Source organism: Paraburkholderia sp. MPAMCS5, assembly GCF_036016995.1.
Taxonomy (GTDB): Bacteria; Pseudomonadota; Gammaproteobacteria; order Burkholderiales; family Burkholderiaceae; genus Paraburkholderia.
This window is the reverse complement of record NZ_JAYXBK010000009.1, coordinates 142,892-164,843: the sequence shown is the minus strand read 5'-3', so window position 1 is coordinate 164,843 and position 21,952 is coordinate 142,892. Positions and strand designations below refer to the sequence as shown.

The 21,952-nt window shown below is 62.6% G+C and carries 21 protein-coding genes and 1 pseudogene; 15 read left to right on the top strand and 7 right to left on the bottom strand.

The window, feature by feature from the left end; genetic code table 11:
• Positions 1-23: 23 nt before the first annotated feature.
• Positions 24-767 (bottom strand): YoaK family protein, encoded by a 744-nt coding sequence (locus tag VOM14_RS21060; protein ID WP_327630723.1) that lies wholly within the window; start codon positions 765-767, stop codon positions 24-26.
• Between the two features lie 374 nt (positions 768-1,141).
• Here VOM14_RS21060 and VOM14_RS21055 point away from each other — a divergent pair, with 374 nt between their 5' ends.
• The 3 genes from VOM14_RS21055 (at position 1,142) to VOM14_RS21045 (ending at position 3,584) form a co-directional block, all read left to right on the top strand.
• Positions 1,142-2,782, top strand: coding sequence for an MFS transporter (locus VOM14_RS21055; RefSeq protein ID WP_327630673.1), 1,641 nt, complete (start codon positions 1,142-1,144; stop codon positions 2,780-2,782).
• A gap of 21 nt (positions 2,783-2,803) precedes the next feature.
• Positions 2,804-2,956, top strand: coding sequence for a hypothetical protein (locus VOM14_RS21050; RefSeq protein WP_327630672.1), 153 nt, complete (start codon positions 2,804-2,806; stop codon positions 2,954-2,956).
• Positions 2,957-3,152: 196 nt separating this feature from the next.
• On the top strand, positions 3,153-3,584 hold the full coding sequence (locus VOM14_RS21045; RefSeq protein ID WP_327630671.1) for a hypothetical protein: 432 nt from the start codon (positions 3,153-3,155) through the stop codon (positions 3,582-3,584).
• 44 nt (positions 3,585-3,628) lie between these two features.
• On the opposite strand, the pseudogene VOM14_RS21040 reads toward VOM14_RS21045, so the two are convergent.
• Both VOM14_RS21040 and VOM14_RS21035 read right to left on the bottom strand, forming a co-directional pair.
• Positions 3,629-5,418: pseudogene (locus VOM14_RS21040) on the bottom strand (extracellular solute-binding protein).
• Positions 5,419-5,680: 262 nt separating this feature from the next.
• Entirely contained in the window at positions 5,681-6,250 is a 570-nt protein-coding gene (locus VOM14_RS21035; protein WP_327630670.1) for a hypothetical protein, read from the bottom strand.
• Between the two features lie 111 nt (positions 6,251-6,361).
• On the opposite strand from VOM14_RS21035, the gene VOM14_RS21030 reads away from it, so the two are divergent.
• Positions 6,362-6,709 carry a winged helix-turn-helix domain-containing protein gene (locus VOM14_RS21030; protein ID WP_327630669.1) on the top strand — a complete coding sequence of 116 codons (348 nt, stop codon included), beginning with the start codon at positions 6,362-6,364 and terminating at the stop codon, positions 6,707-6,709.
• On the opposite strand, the gene VOM14_RS21025 is transcribed toward VOM14_RS21030, so the two are convergent.
• On the bottom strand, positions 6,706-7,044 hold the full coding sequence (locus VOM14_RS21025; RefSeq protein ID WP_327630668.1) for a YbjQ family protein: 339 nt from the start codon (positions 7,042-7,044) through the stop codon (positions 6,706-6,708). The two genes, VOM14_RS21030 and VOM14_RS21025, sit on opposite strands and share 4 nt — an antisense overlap.
• Positions 7,045-7,263: 219 nt before the next feature.
• On the opposite strand from VOM14_RS21025, the gene VOM14_RS21020 reads away from it, so the two are divergent.
• From VOM14_RS21020 to VOM14_RS21005, 4 genes are all read left to right on the top strand, one after another.
• Positions 7,264-7,587 (top strand): hypothetical protein, encoded by a 324-nt coding sequence (locus VOM14_RS21020; RefSeq protein WP_327630667.1) that lies wholly within the window; start codon positions 7,264-7,266, stop codon positions 7,585-7,587.
• 121 nt (positions 7,588-7,708) lie between these two features.
• Positions 7,709-8,653, top strand: a complete 945-nt coding sequence (locus VOM14_RS21015) for a lysozyme inhibitor LprI family protein (protein WP_327630666.1) — start codon at positions 7,709-7,711, stop codon at positions 8,651-8,653.
• A 59-nt stretch (positions 8,654-8,712) separates the two neighbouring features.
• Positions 8,713-9,066: a hypothetical protein gene (locus VOM14_RS21010; protein ID WP_327630665.1), complete on the top strand. Its 354-nt coding sequence runs from the start codon at positions 8,713-8,715 to the stop codon at positions 9,064-9,066.
• Positions 9,067-9,084: 18 nt separating this feature from the next.
• Positions 9,085-9,531, top strand: a complete 447-nt coding sequence (locus VOM14_RS21005) for a DUF805 domain-containing protein (protein WP_327630664.1) — start codon at positions 9,085-9,087, stop codon at positions 9,529-9,531.
• A gap of 25 nt (positions 9,532-9,556) precedes the next feature.
• Here the strand turns inward: VOM14_RS21005 and VOM14_RS21000 are convergent, their stop codons facing one another.
• From VOM14_RS21000 to VOM14_RS20990, 3 genes are read right to left on the bottom strand one after another with little or no spacing between them, the layout of a single operon-like run.
• Positions 9,557-10,174: a PqiC family protein gene (locus tag VOM14_RS21000; RefSeq protein ID WP_327630663.1), complete on the bottom strand. Its 618-nt coding sequence runs from the start codon at positions 10,172-10,174 to the stop codon at positions 9,557-9,559.
• Positions 10,171-11,466 carry an MlaD family protein gene (locus tag VOM14_RS20995; protein WP_327630662.1) on the bottom strand — a complete coding sequence of 432 codons (1,296 nt, stop codon included), beginning with the start codon at positions 11,464-11,466 and terminating at the stop codon, positions 10,171-10,173. Before VOM14_RS20995 ends, VOM14_RS21000 begins: the two co-directional genes overlap by 4 nt.
• Positions 11,463-12,677 (bottom strand): paraquat-inducible protein A, encoded by a 1,215-nt coding sequence (locus VOM14_RS20990; RefSeq protein ID WP_327630661.1) that lies wholly within the window; start codon positions 12,675-12,677, stop codon positions 11,463-11,465. The genes VOM14_RS20995 and VOM14_RS20990 overlap by 4 nt, the downstream gene beginning before the upstream one ends.
• Before the next feature lie 90 nt (positions 12,678-12,767).
• Here VOM14_RS20990 and VOM14_RS20985 point away from each other — a divergent pair, with 90 nt between their 5' ends.
• From VOM14_RS20985 to VOM14_RS20955, 7 genes are all read left to right on the top strand, one after another.
• Entirely contained in the window at positions 12,768-13,505 is a 738-nt protein-coding gene (locus VOM14_RS20985; protein WP_327630660.1) for a hypothetical protein, read from the top strand.
• Positions 13,506-13,521: 16 nt separating this feature from the next.
• On the top strand, positions 13,522-13,953 hold the full coding sequence (locus tag VOM14_RS20980; RefSeq protein WP_327630659.1) for a hypothetical protein: 432 nt from the start codon (positions 13,522-13,524) through the stop codon (positions 13,951-13,953).
• A 375-nt stretch (positions 13,954-14,328) separates the two neighbouring features.
• On the top strand, positions 14,329-18,192 hold the full coding sequence (locus VOM14_RS20975) for a nitrate reductase subunit alpha (RefSeq protein WP_327630658.1): 3,864 nt from the start codon (positions 14,329-14,331) through the stop codon (positions 18,190-18,192).
• Positions 18,189-19,715, top strand: a complete 1,527-nt coding sequence (narH, locus tag VOM14_RS20970; RefSeq protein ID WP_327630657.1) for a nitrate reductase subunit beta — start codon at positions 18,189-18,191, stop codon at positions 19,713-19,715. Before VOM14_RS20975 ends, narH begins: the two co-directional genes overlap by 4 nt.
• Before the next feature lies 1 nt (position 19,716).
• Entirely contained in the window at positions 19,717-20,454 is a 738-nt protein-coding gene (gene narJ / locus VOM14_RS20965; RefSeq protein WP_327630656.1) for a nitrate reductase molybdenum cofactor assembly chaperone, read from the top strand.
• Positions 20,451-21,134: a respiratory nitrate reductase subunit gamma gene (narI, locus tag VOM14_RS20960; RefSeq protein ID WP_327630655.1), complete on the top strand. Its 684-nt coding sequence runs from the start codon at positions 20,451-20,453 to the stop codon at positions 21,132-21,134. The genes narJ and narI overlap by 4 nt, the downstream gene beginning before the upstream one ends.
• Positions 21,135-21,144: 10 nt before the next feature.
• The gene (locus tag VOM14_RS20955; RefSeq protein WP_327630654.1) at positions 21,145-21,939 is read left to right on the top strand and encodes a peptidylprolyl isomerase; all 795 of its coding nucleotides are present in this window, start codon (positions 21,145-21,147) and stop codon (positions 21,937-21,939) included.
• The last annotated feature ends 13 nt before the right edge of the window (positions 21,940-21,952 follow it).

Here is a 21,952-nt window from a genome sequence, read left to right as displayed (position 1 = left end):
AGCCACGCAACGCGGCCTGCCTGCTAACAGCGTTCAGCCAGCATATCGTCGAAGATCGGCACAACGGCGAGCGTGATAAGGACGATCGCCAGAGGAACCGTCGAGACGAACCCGAGGTGCCTGAAGCCCGCTGCGCCCGCGAGGCCTCCGGTCAGAAACGACAGTAGCAGCGATCCGAAAAGAACCAGCTTCTTTCGGTCCGCGCGGACAAAGTCCTGGGGCGTTGTTCCCGCATTCCAGTAAAAGAGCTTGCCGAGTTCGATTCCAATATCCGTGACGAGGCCGGTGACGTGAGTCGTCCGAATCTCCGCCTTGGAGATCTTTGTGATCACGGCGTTCTGCAGGCCCATCACGTAGCAGAGAAGACAGACGGTCGCGGGCACGAACAGCAGGTGGTGCGCTTCGAGATTCGAGCCAAGAAGCCCGAAGAGGAGAAGCAGCGCGGCCTCGAGGACCAACGGCATTGCGTACTGGCTGCGTAGCTGCTTGCGGCGGCCCCAGTTGATCAGAATCGCGGATGTGGCGGCCCCGGCAAGAAACGACAACAAGGAACTCAATCCCGCTACGGCGAAAGTGATGTTGCCGAGCGCGAGGCTATCGGCAAGCGACGACACAATGCCGGACATGTGCGATGTGTACTGCCCCACAACGAGAAATCCGCCGGCGTTGGCCGCGCCCGCGACGAACGCAAGCGATCGCCCGAGACGGCGATTCGTCGCGTCGCTGCGCTCGGGTCTCGTGAATTCGCGAAGGTAGTTGATGGGCATGTCGACCCCGAATGTTGACGAGTGAGCCCAGGCGGTCCCACCGGGGTTAGCCGATCGTAACATGCACAATATGCATGAGACGAAGCCCATGTCCGCGCGAGCCCGCATGCAGAAGGCGCGATCTGGCTGACGGCCGCGCCCGGCAACTGGCGACGGCGGATTCGACCGGCCACGCGCCTGACAGCCCGCTCACTGCGCGGAGCCGCCGCGCAGCAACGCGCTTGCGGGAAATGGCAGGACGATTGCGCCTGCCAGGTCCAACCATGTTCCTCGAACGCCTAAAGTCGCATCGCCTCGGCTATGGCCGAGCAGAGCGGGGCGGTTCCTATATCATGAACAGGCTCCAGCCATCCTCCATCCGCACGGGAGCTTACATGGCCAACCCGGAACCTCCCCATCGCAAACCGAAGGCCGCGCACGTCATTGCTGCGCAAGCGAGTCCGTGCGACGAACTCGTCATCCGCGCGCAGTCCACGGCACTCGACCGTCCGTGCCGGCGCAAGCGCCTCGCGCTCGCCGCGACGATCCTCGGTTCGAGCATGGCGTTCATCGACGGCTCCGTGGTCAATGTCGCCTTGCCGTCCATCCAAAGCGAACTCGGCGCGAGCGTCGCGGCGATGCAGTGGGTCGTCAACGCGTATTTGCTCTTTCTCGGCTCGCTCGTGCTGGTGGGCGGCTCGATGGGCGACAAGCTCGGCCGCCGCACGGTGTTCGTCGCGGGCATCGCGCTCTTCACGCTGGCGTCGGCCGCTTGCGGGCTTGCACCGAATGCGGCTGCGCTCATCGCCGCGCGCGCGGTTCAAGGCATCGGCGCGGCACTGCTCGTACCCAGCAGTCTGGCGATCATCGGCGCGGTGTTCGACGACGCAGCGCGCGGACGGGCCATCGGCACCTGGGCGGGCGTCGGCGCGATCACGTCGGCGGTGGGGCCAGTGGCGGGCGGCTGGCTCGTCGACGCGTGGTCGTGGCGCGCAATCTTCTTCCTCAACGTCCCGCTCGCGGCGCTGACGATCGCGTTCGCACTATTGTCGGTGCCCGACAGCCACAAGTCCGATGCGCCTCGACAGCTCGACTGGCCGGGTGCGCTGACCGCGGCCGCGGGGCTCGCCGCGCTGACGTTCGGCCTGACGCTGGCGTCGGCGCGCGGCTTCGCGCATCCGCTCGTGTTGTGCGCGATGGGCGCCGGCGTGCTCGTACTCGCCGCATTCGTGCTGATCGAAGCGCACAGCGCCAATCCCATGATGCCGCTCGACGTGTTCCGCTCAGGCGATTTCACCGGCGCCAACCTCGTCACGCTGCTGCTTTATTTCGGGCTCGGCGGAGCGTTCTTCTTCCTGCCGTTCACGCTCATTCGCGCGCACGACTACACCGCGACGGAGGCGGGCGCGGCGCTGCTGCCGGTGCCCGTCATTATTGGTTTGCTTTCGCGCTTCACCGGCGGGCTGACGAGCCGCTTCGGTTCGCGCGCGCTGCTGACGGCTGGGCCGGGCGTTGCCGGAATCGGCTTCGCGTTGCTGGCGCTGCCGTTCGCGCGCGGGAGTTATTGGGCCGGATTCTTTCCCGCGCTCGCCGTGCTCGGGCTCGGCATGACGATCACCGTCGCGCCGCTCACCACGACCGTGATGGGCTCGGTGACAAGCGACCGCACCGGCGTCGCGTCCGGCATCAACAACGCGGTTGCACGCGTGGCGAGCCTGCTGGCGATTGCGGTGCTCGGCATTGTGTTCGTCTGGTCGCACCACGCGGCGTTATCGGCGCGCCTCGATGAATTGCACGTGCCGCAAGACGCGCGTCAATCGGGGCAGTTGATGGAGCCGGATGCGCACGCCGGAGCGGCATCGGGCGCGCGCCCTATCTCGCGCGAGACACCCGTGGCGCGCGCGGAAGCCGACGCCATCACCGACGCGCTGCGCGCCGTCGCGCTCGTGTGCGCCGCGTGCGCGTTCGCGGGGGCGGCTATTGCGGCGGCCACGCTACAGCCTCGCAAGCGTGCGTCGTTTGCGAGCCCGAACTGAGTGAAGCGAAAGCGGTGGAACATGACGCGCCTCGCGTTCGCGAGGTTGCTCGGCGTCGCCAAGATTCGCGTGGCCGGCCCAAGAGCGGTCGCGGATGTGCGAGCCGATCCGGCGGCCAAGGGCGCGGGCCGGCAGCGCAAGGAAGCATCGGCCAGCGCTTCGCGCATGTTTTGAAGGCGTCGCGACCAACCGCGGGTGGCGTGCTTGGGTTGTGTCATCGGCGGGGCACATGCATTGCGGGCATAGTTCCTGTGCTGCCATGTTCTGCGCCGGGCACCGGCGCGACGGTCAGGAATCGACGACAATCGCTTGAGAAACGATTGCGCGCCGTGCTCCGTCTCGCGAGACGACGCTGAACCATAGAGGCAACATGAGACGACTATTCGCCGCTGCATTGGCAGCCATCTCTTTCACAACGTGCGTTCACGCGCAAAGCAACGCGTCCGGCCCGCTCGGCACGCCCTCGGGCACACTCCAGTTCGCGCGCGCCGATCGCGATATCGTGGCGATGCTCGACAACGCAGTATTCGATCGCTTCGCCGCGAGCGCGCTCACTCATTTCGACGACGTGGATACCACCCAGGACACGGTGCGACGCACGCTCGTGCAGACAGATTCCGGGCCGGTGCTGTACGACTTTCGCCAGCGTCCTCCGCTTGTCGAGCGCGCCGGTCTGCGCATGACGGTCAAGCGCGCATTCTGGCAACGCGATGAAGTCGTGATGCAAGGCTCGCAAGGCTGGTTCCGGTTCAGGCACGGCGCGTTGACGAAGCTACAGTCGTCCACGACGACGTATCACTGATCACGCGCACGCCGAACCATTGGGCGGCCATCGCGTATCGCGCTTTACCTCGAAGCCGCTGGCTTCTTCCACCAGGTCGACAGCACCCACTCGTCGGCGGCGAAATAAAGCGGGAGCGTCGCGGGATAAGCCAGGCTGTTCCGGTACGCGATGCGGTGAACCGCGGAATACCAATGCGGAATCACGTAATAGCCGTTCATCAACACGCGGTCGAGCGTGTGCGTTGCGTCAACCAGTTGCTCGCGCGTTTGCGCGGCCACGACTTTGCGCAGGATCGCGTCGATGGCCGCAGACTGCACGCCCGCAAGATTGTCGGAGCCCGGTTGATTCGCGTACTTGCTGCCGAAACGCGAGAGCTGCTCGGTGCCCGGCACTTGCACATCGGGCAGACGCACCGTCGTCATGTCGAAGTCGAACGCGTCGAGACGCCGTTGAATGAGCGCGAAATCGGCGGTGCGAAAGTTCATCGTGATGCCTAGCTTCTGCAGATTGCGGCCGAACGCGGCAGCTACCGGTTCCATCGACGTGCCGCCGCCCGTGTCGCCAAGAAGCTCGAAGACGAACGGCTGTCCTTTCGCGTTGCGCAGCGCGCCGTCGCGATAAGTCCAGCCCGCCTGCGCCAGCAGTCCACGCGCCTTGATGAGATTCGCGCGCAACGAGCCGGGTGGATCGGTGTCCGGCTGTTGCGGAATGTCGCCGAACACCGCAGCGTTCAACTCCTTGCGCAGCGGCGCCAGAATCGCGAGTTCGCCTGCGCTCGGCTTGCCCTTCGCCTGCAAGTCCGTGTTGACGAAAAAGCTGTCCGTACGCTTGTACTGCTGATAGAAAAGCTGCCGGTTGAGCCACTGAAAGTCGAACGCGAGATCGAGCGCCTGACGCACGCGCACATCCTGAAAGAGGGGCCGCCGCAAGTTGATGAAGAAGCCCTGCATGCCCACGCCGTTGTGATGGGCAAACTCACGCTTGATCAGCTCGCCGCTGCGAAAGCGCTTGCCGATATCGCGCCGCACCCAGCTTTGCGCGACGTGTTCGACGAGCACGTCGTACTCGCTGGCCTTGAACGCTTCGAGTTGCGCGACCGCGTCGGAATACAGCTTGTAGTCGATGCGCGCGAAGTTATGCGTGCCCACGCGCACCGGCAGCGACGCGCCCCAGTAGTTCGGATCGCGCCTGTAGCTGATGGTGCGGCCGTTATCGTAGCGGTCGATCAGATAGTCGCCGCTCGCAATGGGCTTCTCGAATGCGAGCTGGTCGAAAGGAATGCGCGTGCCGTCCGGCCTCATGCCCCATTTGCGCGAAAACACCGGAATACCGCCTGCGAGCAGCGGCATTTCGCGCGTCGCGACCTTGAATTCGAAGCGGATCGTGAGCCGGTCGACCACCACCGCGCGCGCAATCTGCCCGAAATACACCGAGAACTGCGGGAGCGCTTGCGGACTCCTGAGTGTGTCGAATGAGAACTTGACGTCTTCGGCCGTGACCGGATCGCCGTTGGAAAAGCGCGCCTTCGGATTGATGTGAAAGGTCGTCGAAAGGCCGTCTCGCGCGACGTCGATGTCGTCCGCGAGGAGGCCGTACGCGCTCGCCATTTCGTCGGAACTGCCGGTCGTCAGGCTCTCGAACATCAGCCCAAGTCCGGGCGCGGGATTGCCGCGCAGCGTGAACGGGTTGAATTTGTCGAAGCTCGTCAGCCGGTTCGGGTTCGCGAGAATCAGCGTGCCGTCGCGCGGCGCATCGGGTTCACGTAATCGAAGTGTTTGAAACCGGCGGGATATTTGGGTGTGCCGTATTGCGCGATCGCATAAACGGCGCACGCGGGGTTGGCGAGCCACATGGCCGATGTGCTCAACACGAGCGCGGTCAGCCAGCGCCAGGGGTTGAACGACCGGGTCCGTGCGTGAGTCATAAACCCCTTTGACGCAGTGCTCAGGTTTGAACGTCGATGACGGTGTTGCTCAGCAAGACCCGGACCGAAAGATCGGGTTTGATAGATTCGCGCTCTCTGTGTTATTATTTTTATAACGTCGAGCCTGAGAGAAAAAGCAGCAACGCGTTTTGTGCACAGTTTGTGCACAGCGCGGGCTGCCGGAGTGAGCCTACGCCTCGCTTCGCGCGTTTTGCGCGCGTCGGGGCAGCGGCAATAGCGCCAGAATGCCTTTGACCGCGTAGAGCATGATCAGTGCGCCCGCGAAATCGCCGACAAACATCGCAAAGAGGCGCTCGGCAAAATTTTCCGTATCGCCTTGCAGCGCGAACCAGATGTGATGAAGCAGCGGGTTGGCAACGGAATAGGCGAGGGCAAGAACAAGCAGCCGCGTCGGCGTGAGATTCGTCAAAGACGCGCGCAGGTCGTAGCGCTCGAGCGCGAGCCGGTAAACCGCGTACGGCGCGACAGTCGCAATGATGCCGCCGGCAAAAGAGCGAATCGGCTCATGCGGAAAGAAGTAAAAGAAGTCGACCAGCCAACTGGCAATGAGCAGGCCGATTGCGCCGTCGCCGCCCAACAGCAAGGTGCTCAGAAGCCGCACGCCGGAGGGCAGGTAAATCCAGTTCACGCCGCGCACCAACTCGGTGTGGGTGAAGATTTCCTGATTGATCCAAAGCGAGAGCATGAATACGACGGCGGTGCCGGTCACCGACCAGAAATGCAAACGTAAGGTGGACATCGGTAAAATGAGGGTCGCCCGCACACACTGTAGCGGCCGGTAAGAGAGGGAAAGAATCATAGCCCACTCGCCGGTCTCTGTGCGGTTGATCCAGTACTTCGAGCGTAATTCATGACGCGCCCTGCCGACCTTTACCTCAGGTTTCTCCAGCTTACCGAAGCGCTTCGCGGCCTGCCGTCGCTGCCTTTGCTCGACCCGCTGGAAGAACGCATTCTGGAGTTCATCGCTCGCGCCGCGCAATCCAAAGACAGGCTTTCCGTCAGAGACATGATGGCGGTCAGCGAACTCGGCTCGCCCGCCACGTTGCACGCCCGCATCACGTCCATGCGCGACAAGGGCTGGATCATGCTCTCCGACACCGAAGACGCGCGGCGCAAGCAGATCGAGCTGACACAAGCCGCCTTGCGCCACTTCGACAAGCTCTCCGAATGTCTCGTGAAGGCCGCGAAGCAGGGCTAACGCGCTGCCGCCTTCAGCTTCACCGCGGTTCCATAGCACAGCACTTCCGTAATGCCGCGCCCGAGTTCCGTGGAGTCGTAGCGCATTCCAACCACACCACTTGCACCCAGTTGCTCGGCCTCCGCGAGCATTCGCGCAAATGCGTCGCGACGTGTGCGCTCGCACAGCGCAGCATATAAGGTGATGTTGCCGCCGAAGAGCGTCTGCAACCCCGCGCCGATCGAGCCCACCAACGAGCGCGAACGCACCACGATTCCCCGGACGACGCCCAGCGACACATCGATTTCATAACCCGCCAGATCGAAGGCGGTGGTGACCTTTTGCGTTTCTATCATCGTTGCTTGCCAGTCGAAGTTGGATGAACCGATTCCGGCGCAACCCATGTCGCATGTCGTGGATGCACCAGGTTCTTCCGGTTCGTGCGGCAACAAAAAATGTTATAAAAATTATATCAAGTTTTGTTTTGCGCCGCCGTTAGCTCTGTTACCGGCATCGTTGGCTTGCCTGCGATGGTGCCGCAGAGTGTTTCATTCAAATAGCGCAGAGGTGACCTGATGGCAACAAAAATTATTCTGAAGCACCCGGCAACCGGTCTGATGAAAGACGGTTATTACGGCTATAGCTGGACCTATCTGTTTTTTGGCTGGTGGGTGCCGCTGATTCGAGGCGAGCTGGGCGTCGCCGCGTTGCATCTGCTCTTTAGCTGCTTCACGTTCGGAGCATGGCAGGTGATTGTGTCGTTTCTCTATAACAAGCAATACATGACGCGAATGATGATCGACAAAGGATTCGTTCTGGCTGGCTCGCCGGAAGCGAATGCGCGCGCCCGCATGCGGCTTGGCGTGGCCGCGCCCGAAGCGCAGGTGCAATTGGCCTGATTGCGCCGGTGGGCGAGCTGTGTTGCCGACCAAAAGCGCACTCGCCCGTCGCGTGGCGCCAGGCGCATTCCAACGTTTCGTTTTCCATTCGATTCAACCGCAAGAGAGAAAGAGGGTTGTCGTGAAAAAATGGGTTTTCCTGCTCCTCGTAGTGAGCCTCGCAGCATGTTCGAAAAAGCACGACGTCGCCTGTAACGGCGACGATTCGACGTCGGTGATGACGTCGCTACTGAAAGACGCGCTCGTCAAGCAGGTGACGTCCGCGCTGGCCGCCGACGGCAACGGCAATGCCAATGTCAACGTGGATAGCGCCTCCATTCGCGCGACCGTCGAGAAAATATCGATCAGACTCGAAGATGTGCTCACGACAAAGAGCGATCCGAACAGCACGAAAAAATTCTGCGAATCGACGCTGAAACTTTCGCTGCCCACCGACGTGATCGCCAGCGCCGACGCGACGCGCAGCATGCTTTCGCTGAACAGCACACGTCAGGGCGCACTGCAATCGGGCGTGGAGTTCGATGCGGATACGGTCAAGGCAAGCATGTCGTACAGCGTCCAGCCGACGGACGACGGCAAGAAAATCTACGGCAGCACCGAAGGCGACAACGCGGCACTGGCGTTCGCATCCACGATCGTCGAGCAATCGTTGCTGAAGTCCGCGCTCGAAAGGCAAAAGGCAGCGCAGGCGCAACAGCAGCAACAGGCGGCGTTGCAGGCGCAGCAGCAACAGGCGGTGGTCGCCCAGGCCCAGGCCGCCGAGGCGCAAGCCGCACTCGACAAGGCGCAAGCCGACATCAAATCCGCGAACGATGCGATCAACGTGGTGTGGAACGCGGGCAACAAGGAGTGGCGCCAGAGCATGCTTCCCGAACAGCGCCTGTGGCTCGCGCAACGCGAGAACGACTGCAAGATCAAGGCGCTCGACAGCGGCGGCGCCGATTCGATCGCCTTCCAGACCAGCAAACTGAACTGCGAGGTGCAGATGACGGTGGATCGAACCCAGGTTCTGAAGACATCGCTGCAACAGAGCATCGCGCAGGTGAATTCGCAGACGAGCCAATAACGGCCGCATCGATGTGCAAGGTACAAATCATCTAGCAGGGCTATCCCATGAGTTTTTGCATGCACTGCGCCGCTTCCATGCATGAAACGGCAAACGCCTGTCCGCAGTGCGGCGGGTTGCAGCGGGTCGTTGCGAGTTCGCCGACTGGCGCGGGCGCGACCGCGGGGGAGTTGTGGATGCCGATCACGGCTCTCATCACCGGCATCCTCGGCGCTAGCACGATGCTTCAGGATTCAGGCTGGGATCGGGACGAAGTGGTCGGAGTCATTCTTTTCTTCGTTTTACCCAGCGTCATTCTCGGCGCGCTGTCTTTGAACATGAAGAAGAACGGGAAGGGCATGGCTTTCGCCGGACTGATTTTGGGCATAGCGACCGCGACGTATGTGGTGTTCGAATCAACTCAGCTTCTTTGAAAACGAGAGGACCAAACAATGGATGCAGTTTTTTGTCGGGGATGTGCAAAGTCGATTCACAAGACGGCGCTGGCTTGTCCCGGTTGCGGCGCGCCGCAACAGGCCGTGGCGGCGCCGGCTGCGAAGTTCGAGCAGCCGTTCACCTACTATGTCGATGTGCTCAAGCAATACGCGGTTTTTAGCGGCCGCGCGCGCCGCAAGGAGTTCTGGTACTTCACGCTCTTTAGCACGGCTATTTCCATTGTTCTGAGTTCGATCAGCGCCGCGATGGGCGTGTCCGATGTGCTCGGCTCGATCTACAGCCTCGCGATCCTGTTGCCGTCCGTCGGCGTCATGATTCGACGGCTGCACGATACCGGCCGCAGCGGATGGTGGAGTCTGCTGGTTGTCATCAACATTATTTTCCTGGCTCAGGAAGGCAACCCCGGTCAGAACCCGTATGGTGACGATCCTAAGGCATCCTGAAGAGTCATGATGTGAAGCGCGCCGGCTAGCGCCCGACGATGCGCGTGGCGATCTGGTCGGCCAGCTGTCCGAGAATCCGGCTCAGCGCGGCCGCTTGCGCGGGCGCGTCGCGCGCGCTCATCGCGGACGTGAGCGTGGCCTGTTGCGTCAGGACGGCGTGGGCAGGGTGGCCGGCCAGCAACGTCCACGCCGCCTGCAACGTCAATGTCCCGCTTGCATCGGCCTGCGAATCCAGCACGGTGACGACGAGCGTGCGCGTGTCAGGCGGCGCGGGCGCATCCGGCACGATGAAGGCGCCGGGAGGCAGACGTGTCATCAGATCCTGTGCAAGCGTGCGGCGCATCATTTGCGCGAGCGGAGCGCCCCAGCGGTCGGTTCCGTCGATGGCAAGCCGGTTCGGCGAGGGCTGCGTGACCACTTCGAGCCGGTCCAGCTCGGCGGGAATATGCACGGCGGTCAATTGCACAGGCTGTATCTGAACCGTTGCGAGCGGCGCGGCGCCTGGCGCTGCGTTGAGCGTGACGTAGCGCGTCGGCGGGCTATGTGCGCATCCGGTCACGGCGACCACGATCGCGGCGGCCGTCGCCGCAATCCTGAGTGAAGCGGACGCGCATGTTCGTGGATGCGCGGTTCCGTGCGTCATGGTTTGTCCTCCTGCCTGCCGCGAACGAGTGCTTCCGGATGGCGATCGAGATAGTCGGCCAACGCCCGGATCGAACGCGCGGTATCGGTGAGTTCGCGCAAAGCCGCAGGCAGATCGTTCTGGCTTGTCGCGTCGCCGCCCAGCGTATGGTTGGCCGACGCCACGGCCTGGTCGGCCGAATTCGCCGTGTCGCGCAGTTGCGCAACGAGCGGGCCGATTTGCGGCGAGACCTGCTGTAACGTTCGATCGATCTGCGTCACGGCGCTGTCGATGTGCGCGAGACTGTCCTTGATCTGCGGCGACGCACTCAGCGCATTGATTCTCGCCGCGATACCGCGCACCTGTTCCCCGGTTTCCCTGATCGGAAGCGCGTCGATCTTCGTGATGATGTCGTGGGCCTGCGCCGTCATGGCGTCGATGTCCGCGGACGCGACACTTGGAATTACCGGCGTGCCGTCTGCGGCGGCGAGCGTGGCGCCCGGCGCGTCCTTCACGAAGTCGAGGCTCACTTTGCGCGGACCCACGAAAGCGGGGTCTTGCGTGAGGCGCGCGCGCAACCCCTGTGCGATGAGCCGATTGAGCATGCCGTCGACGAGAGGCCGCCAGTTGCCGTTGTCGGGCGGCGGCGCGCCGACGATGCCGAGCGCCGATGGATCGAGCGCGAGTTGCACGGGCGTGCTCAACGTGCCCGTGCCGGCGTCGTAGTGGAGATGAACGCTCGTGACCGCGCCTACATGAAAACCGCGCAGTTCCACCGCGGCGCCAGGTTCGAGTCCGCCGACCGCGCCGTTAAAGCGCACCGCATACATCACGATCGGACCATGTTGCGGCGCGAGTGGAGGCCGGCGCTCGCCGCCGTCGAAGTGATCCGCAGGCTTGCCGGGACCCGGCTCCATGACGATTTCAGGCCCTGAAAGCAGGGCTTTTATCGACGACAGGTCGCTGAAGTCGGGTTGCGCGCCGCGCAGAAAGAAGCGCGTCCCGCTGCGCAAGTATTTTTCCCCGGCGCTGTCTATCTTCAGTCTGGCTTCGATGTGCTGGCCATCGGATGCAAGCGCAACGCTCGACACGGTGCCCACTTTCACGCCGCGCAGCATGACGCTCGTGTCGTCGGGCTTCATCCCATAGGCATTGGCGAAAGTCACGGTGACCGTCTCGCCGCCGTGAAGCAGCGCGCGAATGCCGAGCCATCCGGCCACGCCCAGCGCCGCGATCGGCACAGCCCAGATCCAGCCCGGCCAGGCGCTGCGCCGCACTTCGGCCCGTGTACGCCGCGCGCGCGCCCCAGTCACGGCTGTCTCCCGATGCCGGCGTCCCACAGGATGCGTGGATCGAACGCGCGCGAGGCCATCATCGTGAAGAAGACGACGAGTGCGAACGCCGTTGCGCCGGTCGCGGGTCTCGACGAGGCGAGGCCGCCGAACCGGATCAACGGGACAAAGGCCGCAATCGTGAAGACGTCGACGTTCGACCATCGTCCGAGTTCGTCGATCCACCGGTACAGGTGCGCCTTCGAACGCAAGTGCTTGCGCGAGCCGCGCTTCACGGAAACGATGAACCAGCCCATGCCCGCGAGCTTCGCCACGGGTATCACGATGCTCGTGCAGAAGATGAGAATGCCGAGTGGCCACAATCCCGCATGAAAGAGCTGATACACGCCGTCGACAATCCGATGAGGCACGTCCTTTCCCAGTTGCGTCGAGAAGGTCATCGGGTACAGGTTCGCGGGCAGCGTCAGAACGAGCGCGGCCAGCGACAACGCGGCCGCTCGCACCACGGCGTCGGGTTTGCGCGCATGCAGCTTGCGTGCGCAACGTGGGCACGGCCTGCCCTCATGCGAGAGCGGTTCGACAAGATCGCACACGGTGCAGGAGAGCACGGGTTCGTCGGGATTGTCTTCGGCCAGCGCGTGATCGGCGGCGATTGCGCGCCACACGGTTCGACGATCCAGCGCTGCACGCGTGAACATCGACATCAGCGCGGCCGCGATGAAACAATAGCCGCCTGCGCCGATCGTGCCGGTCAGATTTTGCGTGACGCGCGCATAGCCGACGAAGCAGCCGACGAGGTACACGTCGGGCATCGCCCAGATGTCGAGCCAGAGTGTCCAGCGAAACAGCGCGCCGATGTGTTTGAAGCGCCATCCGAACCGGATGGAGGCGAGCACGAGTGCGAGGCCGCCGAAGCGCACGAACGGCAGCACGATGCCGAACATCCCCAGCAATAGTGCGAGGATTATCCAGCCGCTATTCCACATCGCCACGATGCCAGACGACAGCACTGACGAGCGCTCGGCGCCCAGCATGTCGACGGTCATCAGCGGCGCGAGGTTGGCGGGAAAAAGGAGAACGAAGGTCGTCGCGGCACAGGCGAGCGCTGCGCTCACACTGCGGCCGCTGCGGCGTTCGAGCGGATAGCGGCAGACACGGCAACGCGCGCGGTCTCGCGCGGCAAGTGGTGGGATGTCCACGAGCGCTCCGCATTCGGGGCAGCCGATCGTCATGGGTTGTTCCGTTCGTCTATGCCATCAGTGGCTTCCTTCGCGTAGCATCACTCGTTCCCGGTGGCGGGACGCATTCGGGTCGAAAGGGAAATGTCGGCAAGAACGCCGCTTGCCGATGTCACATGCGCCGCATGTCACGCGGTTCGCTATACGCCCGATGAGAAATTGATGAAGCAGCTTTGCCGGCTGCTTGGGCTCGATTCTATGTCGCGCGAGGCCGTTTGGAAGGTCAGGCGCGCCATGGCGACGGGCGACATCGTTGCGATACCTCATCCTCCACCTTATACAGATGTGGCCAGCCGCGAAATCGATAACTCCAGGCCACCTGTTGCCACATACACACCTGCTCAACTCTTTCGTGGTGCAGCCCGAATCGCCCCCGCCATCAATCTCGTGCGACCGGTCCTGCCCGCTCTGGATGTCGCCAACTGGATGGCGAAATGGAGCGCCAATTACGGCGACACGCTACCCGATGGTTCGATTGCCAAAGCGCTCACCCGATTCTCCGGCGACCTCGATGCTGCTAAAGATTCGACGCCGCCCGGCGATGCGCAGCCGTTTGTTTATCGGCGAGAAGATCGATCAATAGGTGATGCATTCGACATTGCCAAGAGCCCCAATGAGGGCGAGCCCGGTACGTGGTACACGAACTCCGGAAGCGGGCAGATGCGCCTCTATGGAGACAACGGCAAACCGCTTGTCGACTTCGACTTCGACTTCGACTTCGACTTCGATTTTGACCACGATCACGGACAAGGCACGCCTCACTCGCACAATTGGAATAATGGATTGCGAGGTCCCGGACTTCCCTTTTCCGTGCTGCCGTAACTTTATCTGGAGTGGTATGGACATGGTCACGTTCACGGATATTCGAAACATTGCCGACTTCCCGAGCTTTCATGATGCGGAGCTATGCGGCATCGAACACGACGCCAGCGCGCGCTCTCTGGAGCTTCGCTTTCGTCGCGTTGGCGGCGAAATCGAATGGCTCAGGTTTTCCGGTGTGATTGCTCAACGCATGATCGATTTCGCCGGACAGAACGTTGCATCAAGGCTCCTGATCTCGTCGCGATTTGCCTTTACATCGGCTGAGGCTCGCGCATGGGTTCAATGGATCAACAGTCGCGATGATTCGAAGGCTGCGGTCATCAGCGAAGAGACGGGCGAAGAATACGTCAGGGACTTCCACGCAGGGCGACGCGTGCTGTTTGTTCTTGAGCCATCGTGTGGAGCGGAATTAGCCGTGCTGTGCGAGTCCGTTTCACTAAAGCGCTGATCCGCTCGCAACCGGAACCACGCCGGCGCTCGCCGCGAATGCGGCAAACAGCACGAACAACGCGGCGCATCACCATTCGCGCCGCATCATCGATTCCCCCATAAAAAAGGATGCATTAGCTCAATCGCGCATGAGACGCCGCGCGCTGCGCCACAGCATCCACATGACTTTTCTCGACGGCCTTAGGTGACATCGCGGAACAATTCAACGCAGATTTTTCCAATCGCCAGCACGACCCGCCGCCACCGCCGTCATCCTCCTCACACGGGCCAATTGACCGAAATCAAGACGGTCCGCAATTCATGAGTCATCTTTACATATGCAGCTTCGCATCCTTTAATGTGTGAGACGTTCCCCGACCGAAGCAGGATTTTCATGAGCCACTTTCTGGACAGGTTGCGTTACTTCACTGCCGCTCGCACGCAGTTTTCCGACGGACACGGCGCCGTCACCGACGAAGACAGAAAGTGGGAAGACGCGTACCGGCAGCGTTGGCAGCACGACAAGATCGTACGTTCTACGCACGGAGTGAACTGCACGGGCTCATGCTCATGGAAGATCTACGTGAAGGGGGGCATCGTCACGTGGGAAACGCAGCAGACCGACTATCCGCGCACACGTCCCGACATGCCCAACCACGAGCCGCGCGGCTGTTCGCGTGGAGCGTCGTATTCGTGGTACCTGTATAGCGCGAACCGCCTCAAATATCCGCTCGTGCGCAGCGCGCTCGTCAAATTGTGGCGCGAGCGTCGCAAGACCATGGAGCCGGTGCAAGCCTGGCAATCCATCGTCGAAGACGAGGCTGCGCGCCGCAGCTATCAAACGCGGCGCGGACTCGGCGGTTTCATTCGCGCCACGTGGGACGAGGTCAACGAACTCGTGGCCGCCGCGAATGTGCATACGGTCAAGCGTCATGGGCCCGATCGCGTGGTGGGCTTCTCGCCGATCCCCGCGATGTCGATGGTCTCGTATGCAGCGGGTTCGCGCTATCTGTCGCTGATTGGCGGCGTGTGCCTGAGCTTCTATGACTGGTATTGCGATCTGCCGCCGGCCTCGCCGCAAACCTGGGGCGAGCAGACCGACGTGCCCGAATCCGCCGACTGGTACAACTCCACGTTCATCATGATGTGGGGCTCCAACGTGCCGCAAACGCGCACGCCCGACGCGCATTTCATGACCGAGGTCCGCTACAAGGGCACGAAGATCGTGTCGATTTTCCCGGACTACGCGGAGGGCGCGAAATTCGGCGACATCTGGCTGCATCCGAAGCAAGGGACCGACGCCGCGCTCGCCATGGGTCACGTGATCCTCAAGGAGTTTCATCTCACGGGCAAAAGCGAGTACTTCGCCAGCTATTGCCGCCGCTTCACCGACATGCCCTGTCTCGTGCGCCTGGTCGAACGCGACGGCCGCTATGTGCCGGAGCGCCTCGTGCGCGCATCGGATTTCGACGGCGCGCTCGGGCAGGCCAACAATCCCGACTGGAAAACCGTGGTGATCGACGCGCCGAGCAACGCTGTCGTCGTGCCGACGGGTTCCGCCGGTTTTCGATGGGGGCAGAAGGAAGGCGAGGACAAAGGCAAATGGAATCTGAAAGAGGAGTCGGCGGCGGGAGAAGCGATCGAGCCGCGCCTCACGCTCGTCGACGCGCACGACGAAGTGGTCGATGTGCTCTTTCCTTATTTCGGCAACATTCGCCATCCGCACTTCAATCACACGTCGCATGCGTCGGAGTTGTCCCGCAAGATCGGCGCGCGAAGAGTCGCCACGCGTGAGGGCGACATGCTGGTCGCCACCGTCTACGACCTGTTCGTCGCGAACTATGGCCTCGATCAGGGACTCGGCGGCGAACACATCGCCGCGAGCTACGACGACGATCTGCCATACACGCCGGCATGGCAGGAAGCGATCACGGGTGTCAAGCGCGCGGACGTGATCAACGTCGCGCGCCAGTTCGCGGAGAACGCACATAAGACGCAGGGCAAGTCGATGGTGATCGTCGGCGCGGGGATCAATCACTGGTTCCACATGGACATGGCGTACCGCGCGATCATCAACATGCTGATCATGTGCGGCTGCATCGGCAAGTCCGGTGGTGGATGGTCGCACTACGTCGGCCAGGAAAAGCTGCGCCCGCAAACAGGATGGACGGCGCTCGCCTTCGCGCTCGACTGGAACCGTCCGCCGCGCCAGATGAACGCGACCTCGTTTTTCTACGCGCATACGGATCAATGGCGCTACGACTCGATGGACCCGACCGCGTTGCTTTCTCCGCTCGCGGACGCCACGCAATTTCACGGCGCGCCGATCGACTACAACGTGCGCGCCGAACGCATGGGCTGGCTGCCGTCCGCGCCGCAACTGAGCGCGAATCCGCTGGATGTCGGGCGCTCGCTGCGCGAGCCGGCGCAAGCGGGCGCTGCCATCGCCGGCGATCTGAAATCGGGAAGCTTGCGCATGGCGTGCGAAGACCCGGATAGTCCGGCGAACTTTCCGCGCAATCTCTTTGTGTGGCGCTCGAACCTGCTTGGTTCGTCGGGCAAGGGTCACGAATATTTTTTGAAGCACCTGTTGGGTACGACCAACGGCGTGCGAGGCGACGAGGTCTTCAAGTCGGGCCATCCGCGTCCTGAAGAAATCGCCTGGCATGACGACGCGCCGCGCGGCAAGCTCGATCTGCTTGTCACGCTCGACTTCCGCATGTCGACCACCTGCATGTACTCCGACGTCGTGCTGCCCACCGCGACGTGGTACGAGAAGGACGACATGAATACGTCCGACATGCATCCGTTCATTCACCCACTGTCCGCCGCGGTCGACCCGGCATGGCAGTCGAAGAGCGACTGGGAGATCTTCAAGGGTCTCGCCAGGCGCTTTTCGGAGTTGAGCGTGGGACATCTCGGCGTCGAGCGCGATGTCGTGCTCGCGCCGATTGCACACGACAGCCCCGGCGAACTCGCGCAACCCTTCGAGGTGCGCGACTGGACGCGCGGGGAATGCGAGCCGGTGCCGGGCAAGACCATGCCGTCCGTGATCGTGGTAGAGCGCGATTATCCGGCCACGTATGACCGCTTCACGTCGCTGGGTCCGTTGCTGGAGAAGCTCGGCAACGGCGGCAAAGGCATCTCGTGGGATACGAAAGAGGAAGTCGCGCTGCTTGGCGAACTCAACTATCGCGTGGCGAATGGCGATGCCAATGGCAACGCCAACGCCAACGCCAACGCCAACGCCAACGCCAACGCCAACGCCAACGCCAACGCCAACGCCAACGCCAACGCCAACGGCACGGCGGGGCGGCCGCGCATCGACAGCGCGCTCGACGCAGCCGAAGTGATCCTGTCGCTCGCGCCGGAAACCAATGGCGCGGTCGCGGTGAAAGCGTGGCAAGCCGTATCGGCGATGACGGGCATCGAGCACGCGCATCTGGCCAACGCGCGCGCCGACGAAAAAATCCGCTTCCGCGACATTCAGGCGCAGCCGCGCAAGATTATTTCGTCGCCGACGTGGAGCGGCATCGAGTCTGAACACGTGTCGTACAACGCGGGCTACACCAATGTGCACGAGCTGATTCCATGGCGAACGCTCAGCGGACGCCAGCAGCTCTATCAGGACCATCTGTGGATGCGCGCATTCGGCGAATCGCTGTGCGTGTACAAGCCGCCCATCGAAACGGGCAACTACGAGAAGATGCTCGGCGCGCGCTCGAACGGGAATCCGGAAATCGCATTGAACTTCCTGACGCCGCATCAGAAGTGGGGCATCCACAGTACCTATACGGACAATCTGCTGATGCTCACGCTGTCGCGCGGCGGCCCGATCGTATGGCTGTCGGAGATCGACGCGAAGCGGATCGGCGTGGTCGATAACGACTGGATCGAGTGCTACAACGCGAACGGCGCGTTGTGCGCGCGCGCGGTGGTGAGCCAGCGCATTCCGCACGGCATGGTGATGATGTATCACGCGCAGGAGAAGATCGTGAACACGCCGGGCTCGGAAATCACCGGTACGCGCGGCGGCATTCACAACTCCGTCACGCGCGTGGCGCTCAAGCCGACGCATATGATCGGCGGCTACGCGCAACTCGCCTATGGCTTTAACTACTACGGCACGGTCGGATCGAACCGCGACGAATTTCTGATCGTTCGCAAGATGAAGCACGTCGACTGGCTCGACGACGCGCCGGCCGATCCCGTGAATGCCGCCGCTGAGTATCAACACCGCCAGGGAGAAACCTCATGAAGGTGCGCGCACAGATTGCGATGGTGCTCAATCTCGACAAATGCATCGGTTGCCATACGTGTTCGGTCACCTGCAAGAACGTGTGGACGAGCCGCGAAGGCATGGAGTACGCGTGGTTCAACAACGTCGAGACGAAACCCGGCATCGGCTATCCAAAAGACTGGGAGAACCAGGACCGCTGGCGCGGCGGCTGGAAGCGCAAGGCCGACGGCAAGATCGAGCCGCGCCTTGGCAGCAAGTGGCGATTGCTTGCGCAGATTTTCGCCAATCCCCATCTGCCCGAAATCGACGACTACTACGAGCCGTTTACTTTCGACTACGCGCATCTCCAGGAGGCGGGCAATACGAAGGCCATGCCGGTTGCGCGCCCGCGCTCGCTGATCAGCGGAGAGCGGCTGGAAAAGATCGAGTGGGGACCGAACTGGGAAGAGATTCTCGGCGGCGAATTCGAGAAGCGCTCGAAAGACTACAACTTCGAGAACATCGAGAAGGATATCTACGGGCAGTTCGAAAACACTTTCATGATGTATCTGCCGCGGCTGTGCGAGCACTGCCTCAATCCGGCGTGCGTCGCGGCGTGTCCGTCCGGCTCGATCTACAAGCGCGAGGAAGACGGCATCGTGCTGATCGATCAGGACAAGTGCCGCGGCTGGCGCATGTGCGTGTCCGGTTGTCCGTATAAAAAGATCTACTTCAACTGGCACAGCGGCAAGGCCGAGAAGTGCATCTTCTGTTATCCGCGTATCGAAGCGGGACAGCCGACCGTCTGTTCGGAGACCTGCGTGGGCCGTATCCGCTATCTCGGCGTGATGCTGTACGACGCGGACCGCATCAGCGAGGCGGCGAGCGTCGAGAGCGAAGCCGATCTGTACGAGGCGCAACTGTCGGTCTTTCTCGATCCCAACGATCCCGAGGTCATCGCGCAGGCCGAACGCGACGGCGTGCCCGCCGCGTGGCTCGAAGGCGCGCGGCGCTCGCCGGTCTACAAGATGGCGATCGACTGGAAGCTCGCCTTCCCGCTGCACCCCGAATATCGAACACTGCCAATGGTCTGGTACGTGCCGCCGCTTTCGCCCATCAACGCGGCCGCGAACAGCGGTGAACTCGGCATGAACGGCTATTTGCCGGACATCGGATCGCTGCGCATTCCGCTTCGCTATCTCGCGAATCTGCTGACGGCGGGCAACGAAGCGCCCGTCAAGCTCGCGCTCGAGCGGCTGCTCGCCATGCGCGCCTTCATGCGCGCACGTCACGTCGATCAGATCGACGTCCCAGGCGTGCTCGACCAGGCGGGCCTGAGCGTCGCGCAAGTGGAGGACATGTACCGCTATCTGGCAATTGCGAACTTCGAGGATCGCTTCGTGATTCCCACGTCGCATCGCGAGTATGCGGAAGATGCTTTCGATCTGCGCTCGTCGTGTGGATTCTCGTTCGGCAATGGCTGCTCGGATGGACGTTCCGAAACGAGTCTCTTCACGACTCGAAAGAGCAATCGAAAGATTCCAATTCGTCAGGAGTTCTGACATGAGTTCTCGCGACATCGACCTGAACATCGAAAGCCCGAACGGTGCGATCTACGCGGTGCTGGGCGCGCTGCTCGGCTATCCGGACGAGCCGTTGCTCGACGCGTTGCCGGAGGCGCAGCAACTACTGCGCGGCGAGCGTGGCCTGACACGCGACGCGCGCGCGGGCCTCGATCAGTTCATCGGCTATTGCGCGGAGCGCGACCTGTTCACGCTTCAGGAGAACTACGTGGCGCTATTCGATCGCGGGCGCGCCACCTCGTTATATCTGTTCGAGCATGTGCACGGCGAGTCGCGCGATCGCGGACAGGCCATGGTCGATCTTCTGCGAATGTACGAGGAATACGGGCTGCATCTGCATGCGGGCGAACTGCCCGACTATCTGCCCGTGTTTCTCGAATACCTGTCGCGCCTTCCCGTCGCGCAAGCACGCGGGCTGCTCGCGGAGACCGGCGAGATTCTGCAATCCATCACCGCGCAACTCGCGAAACGCGGCAGTCCGTACAGCTTCGTGGTGGGCGCGCTGTTGCCGCTCGCGGGCATCGGCAAAGGCGATGTGCAGGTGCCCGGCACGCTCAACGAAGACGACGCGCAATCGCCGCCATCCGCAGCCGACTATCGCGCGCTCGACGCCGCCTGGGCCGACGAGCCCGTGCGCTTCGCCGGCGCGGCGACGCCCGCGCAGGCGCCCATTCACTTTTACGGCAGCCGCACCGGTATCCGGGAGAACAGGTCATGAGCGACTATGTGCATCAGTTCGTGTTTGGCATCTATCCGTACATCTGTCTTGCTGTTCTGCTGCTCGGCAGCCTCGTGCGTTTCGATCGCGAGCAATACACGTGGAAAAGCGATTCGTCGCAGACGCTGCGGCACGGTGCGTTGCGACTCGGCAGCAACCTGTTTCATTGGGGCGTGCTGATCGTGGTGGGCGGCCACTTTGTCGGATTCCTCGCGCCGCACTGGCTCGTCTCGCCGTTCATGTCGGCGTCCGCGCATCAGCTTGCCGCGATGGTTGCGGGAGGCACCGCGGGCATCGTCGCGATTATCGGTTTGACGATCCTGATTTACCGGCGTCTCTTCGACGTTCGCATTCGCCGCAATAGCCGCGTGTCGGACATCGTCATCGTGCTGATGTTGTGGCTGCAACTCGCGCTCGGGCTCGGCACGGTGGTGTTGTCCATGCGTCATATGGACGGCGCGATGTTCGAGCAACTCACCGACTACGTGAAGGGCGTGGTCACGTTCCGCCCGAATATCGCGAGCCTGCTCGTGGGCGTGCCGCTGACTTATCGGATGCATATCGCGCTCGGCTTCACGGTCTTCCTCGTGGCGCCGTTCACGCGGATGGTGCACATCTGGAGCGGATTCGCGTCGATCGCCTATCTGATTCGCCCGTATCAGCTCGTGCGCAAGCGCTGAGGAGCATGCCATGAGCATGATCGAACAGCACGCGCGGGCGGGCGAGGGCGGCGCGTTGCGCGTGAACGGCATCGCAATCGAGGCGGCTGCCATTCACGACGAAATCGCGCAGCAGTCCGATGCGCCCGATCCGCAAGCGGCCGCGAAGCAGGCGCTCGTGATTCGCGAACTGCTGCGGCAACGCGCGATCGAGCTGAAGCATGTCGCCGATGGCGCCGCGTTCGACGACGCGTCGCTCGACCAGTTGCTCGACAGCGAACTGAATGTGCCGACGGCGACGCGCGCCGACTGCGAGCGCTACTACGAGAGTCATCCGGAGCGCTTCAGGCGCAACGACATTGTGTTCGCGAGCCACATTCTCTTTGCGGTGACCGGCCGCGCGCCGCTCGCGTTGATCCGGCACAAAGCCGAGACCACGTTGCAACAGGTGCTGAGCGCGCCTGACACGTTCGGCGACATGGCGCGTGAATGGTCGAACTGCCCGTCCGCGAAAGTGGCGGGAAGCCTCGGGCAGCTATTGCGCGGCGACAGCGTGCCGGAATTCGAGCGCGCGTTATTCGACTCGCAGAACATCGGCGTGATGCCGGGACTCGTCAATACACGATTTGGCTTTCATATCGTGCGAGTCGAGAGGCGAGTGGAAGGCGAGCGTCTTCCGTTCGAGTCGGTCGAGGCCGACATCGCGCGCTTTCTCGGCGAACGTGTCCGCCACAAGGCGATCCAGCAATACGTGAGCGTGCTCGCAGCGCGTGCGCGAATCGAGGGCGCGGTTCTGGGCGACGCCAACGGCCCGCTCGTTCAATAGATAAGGAAACAGC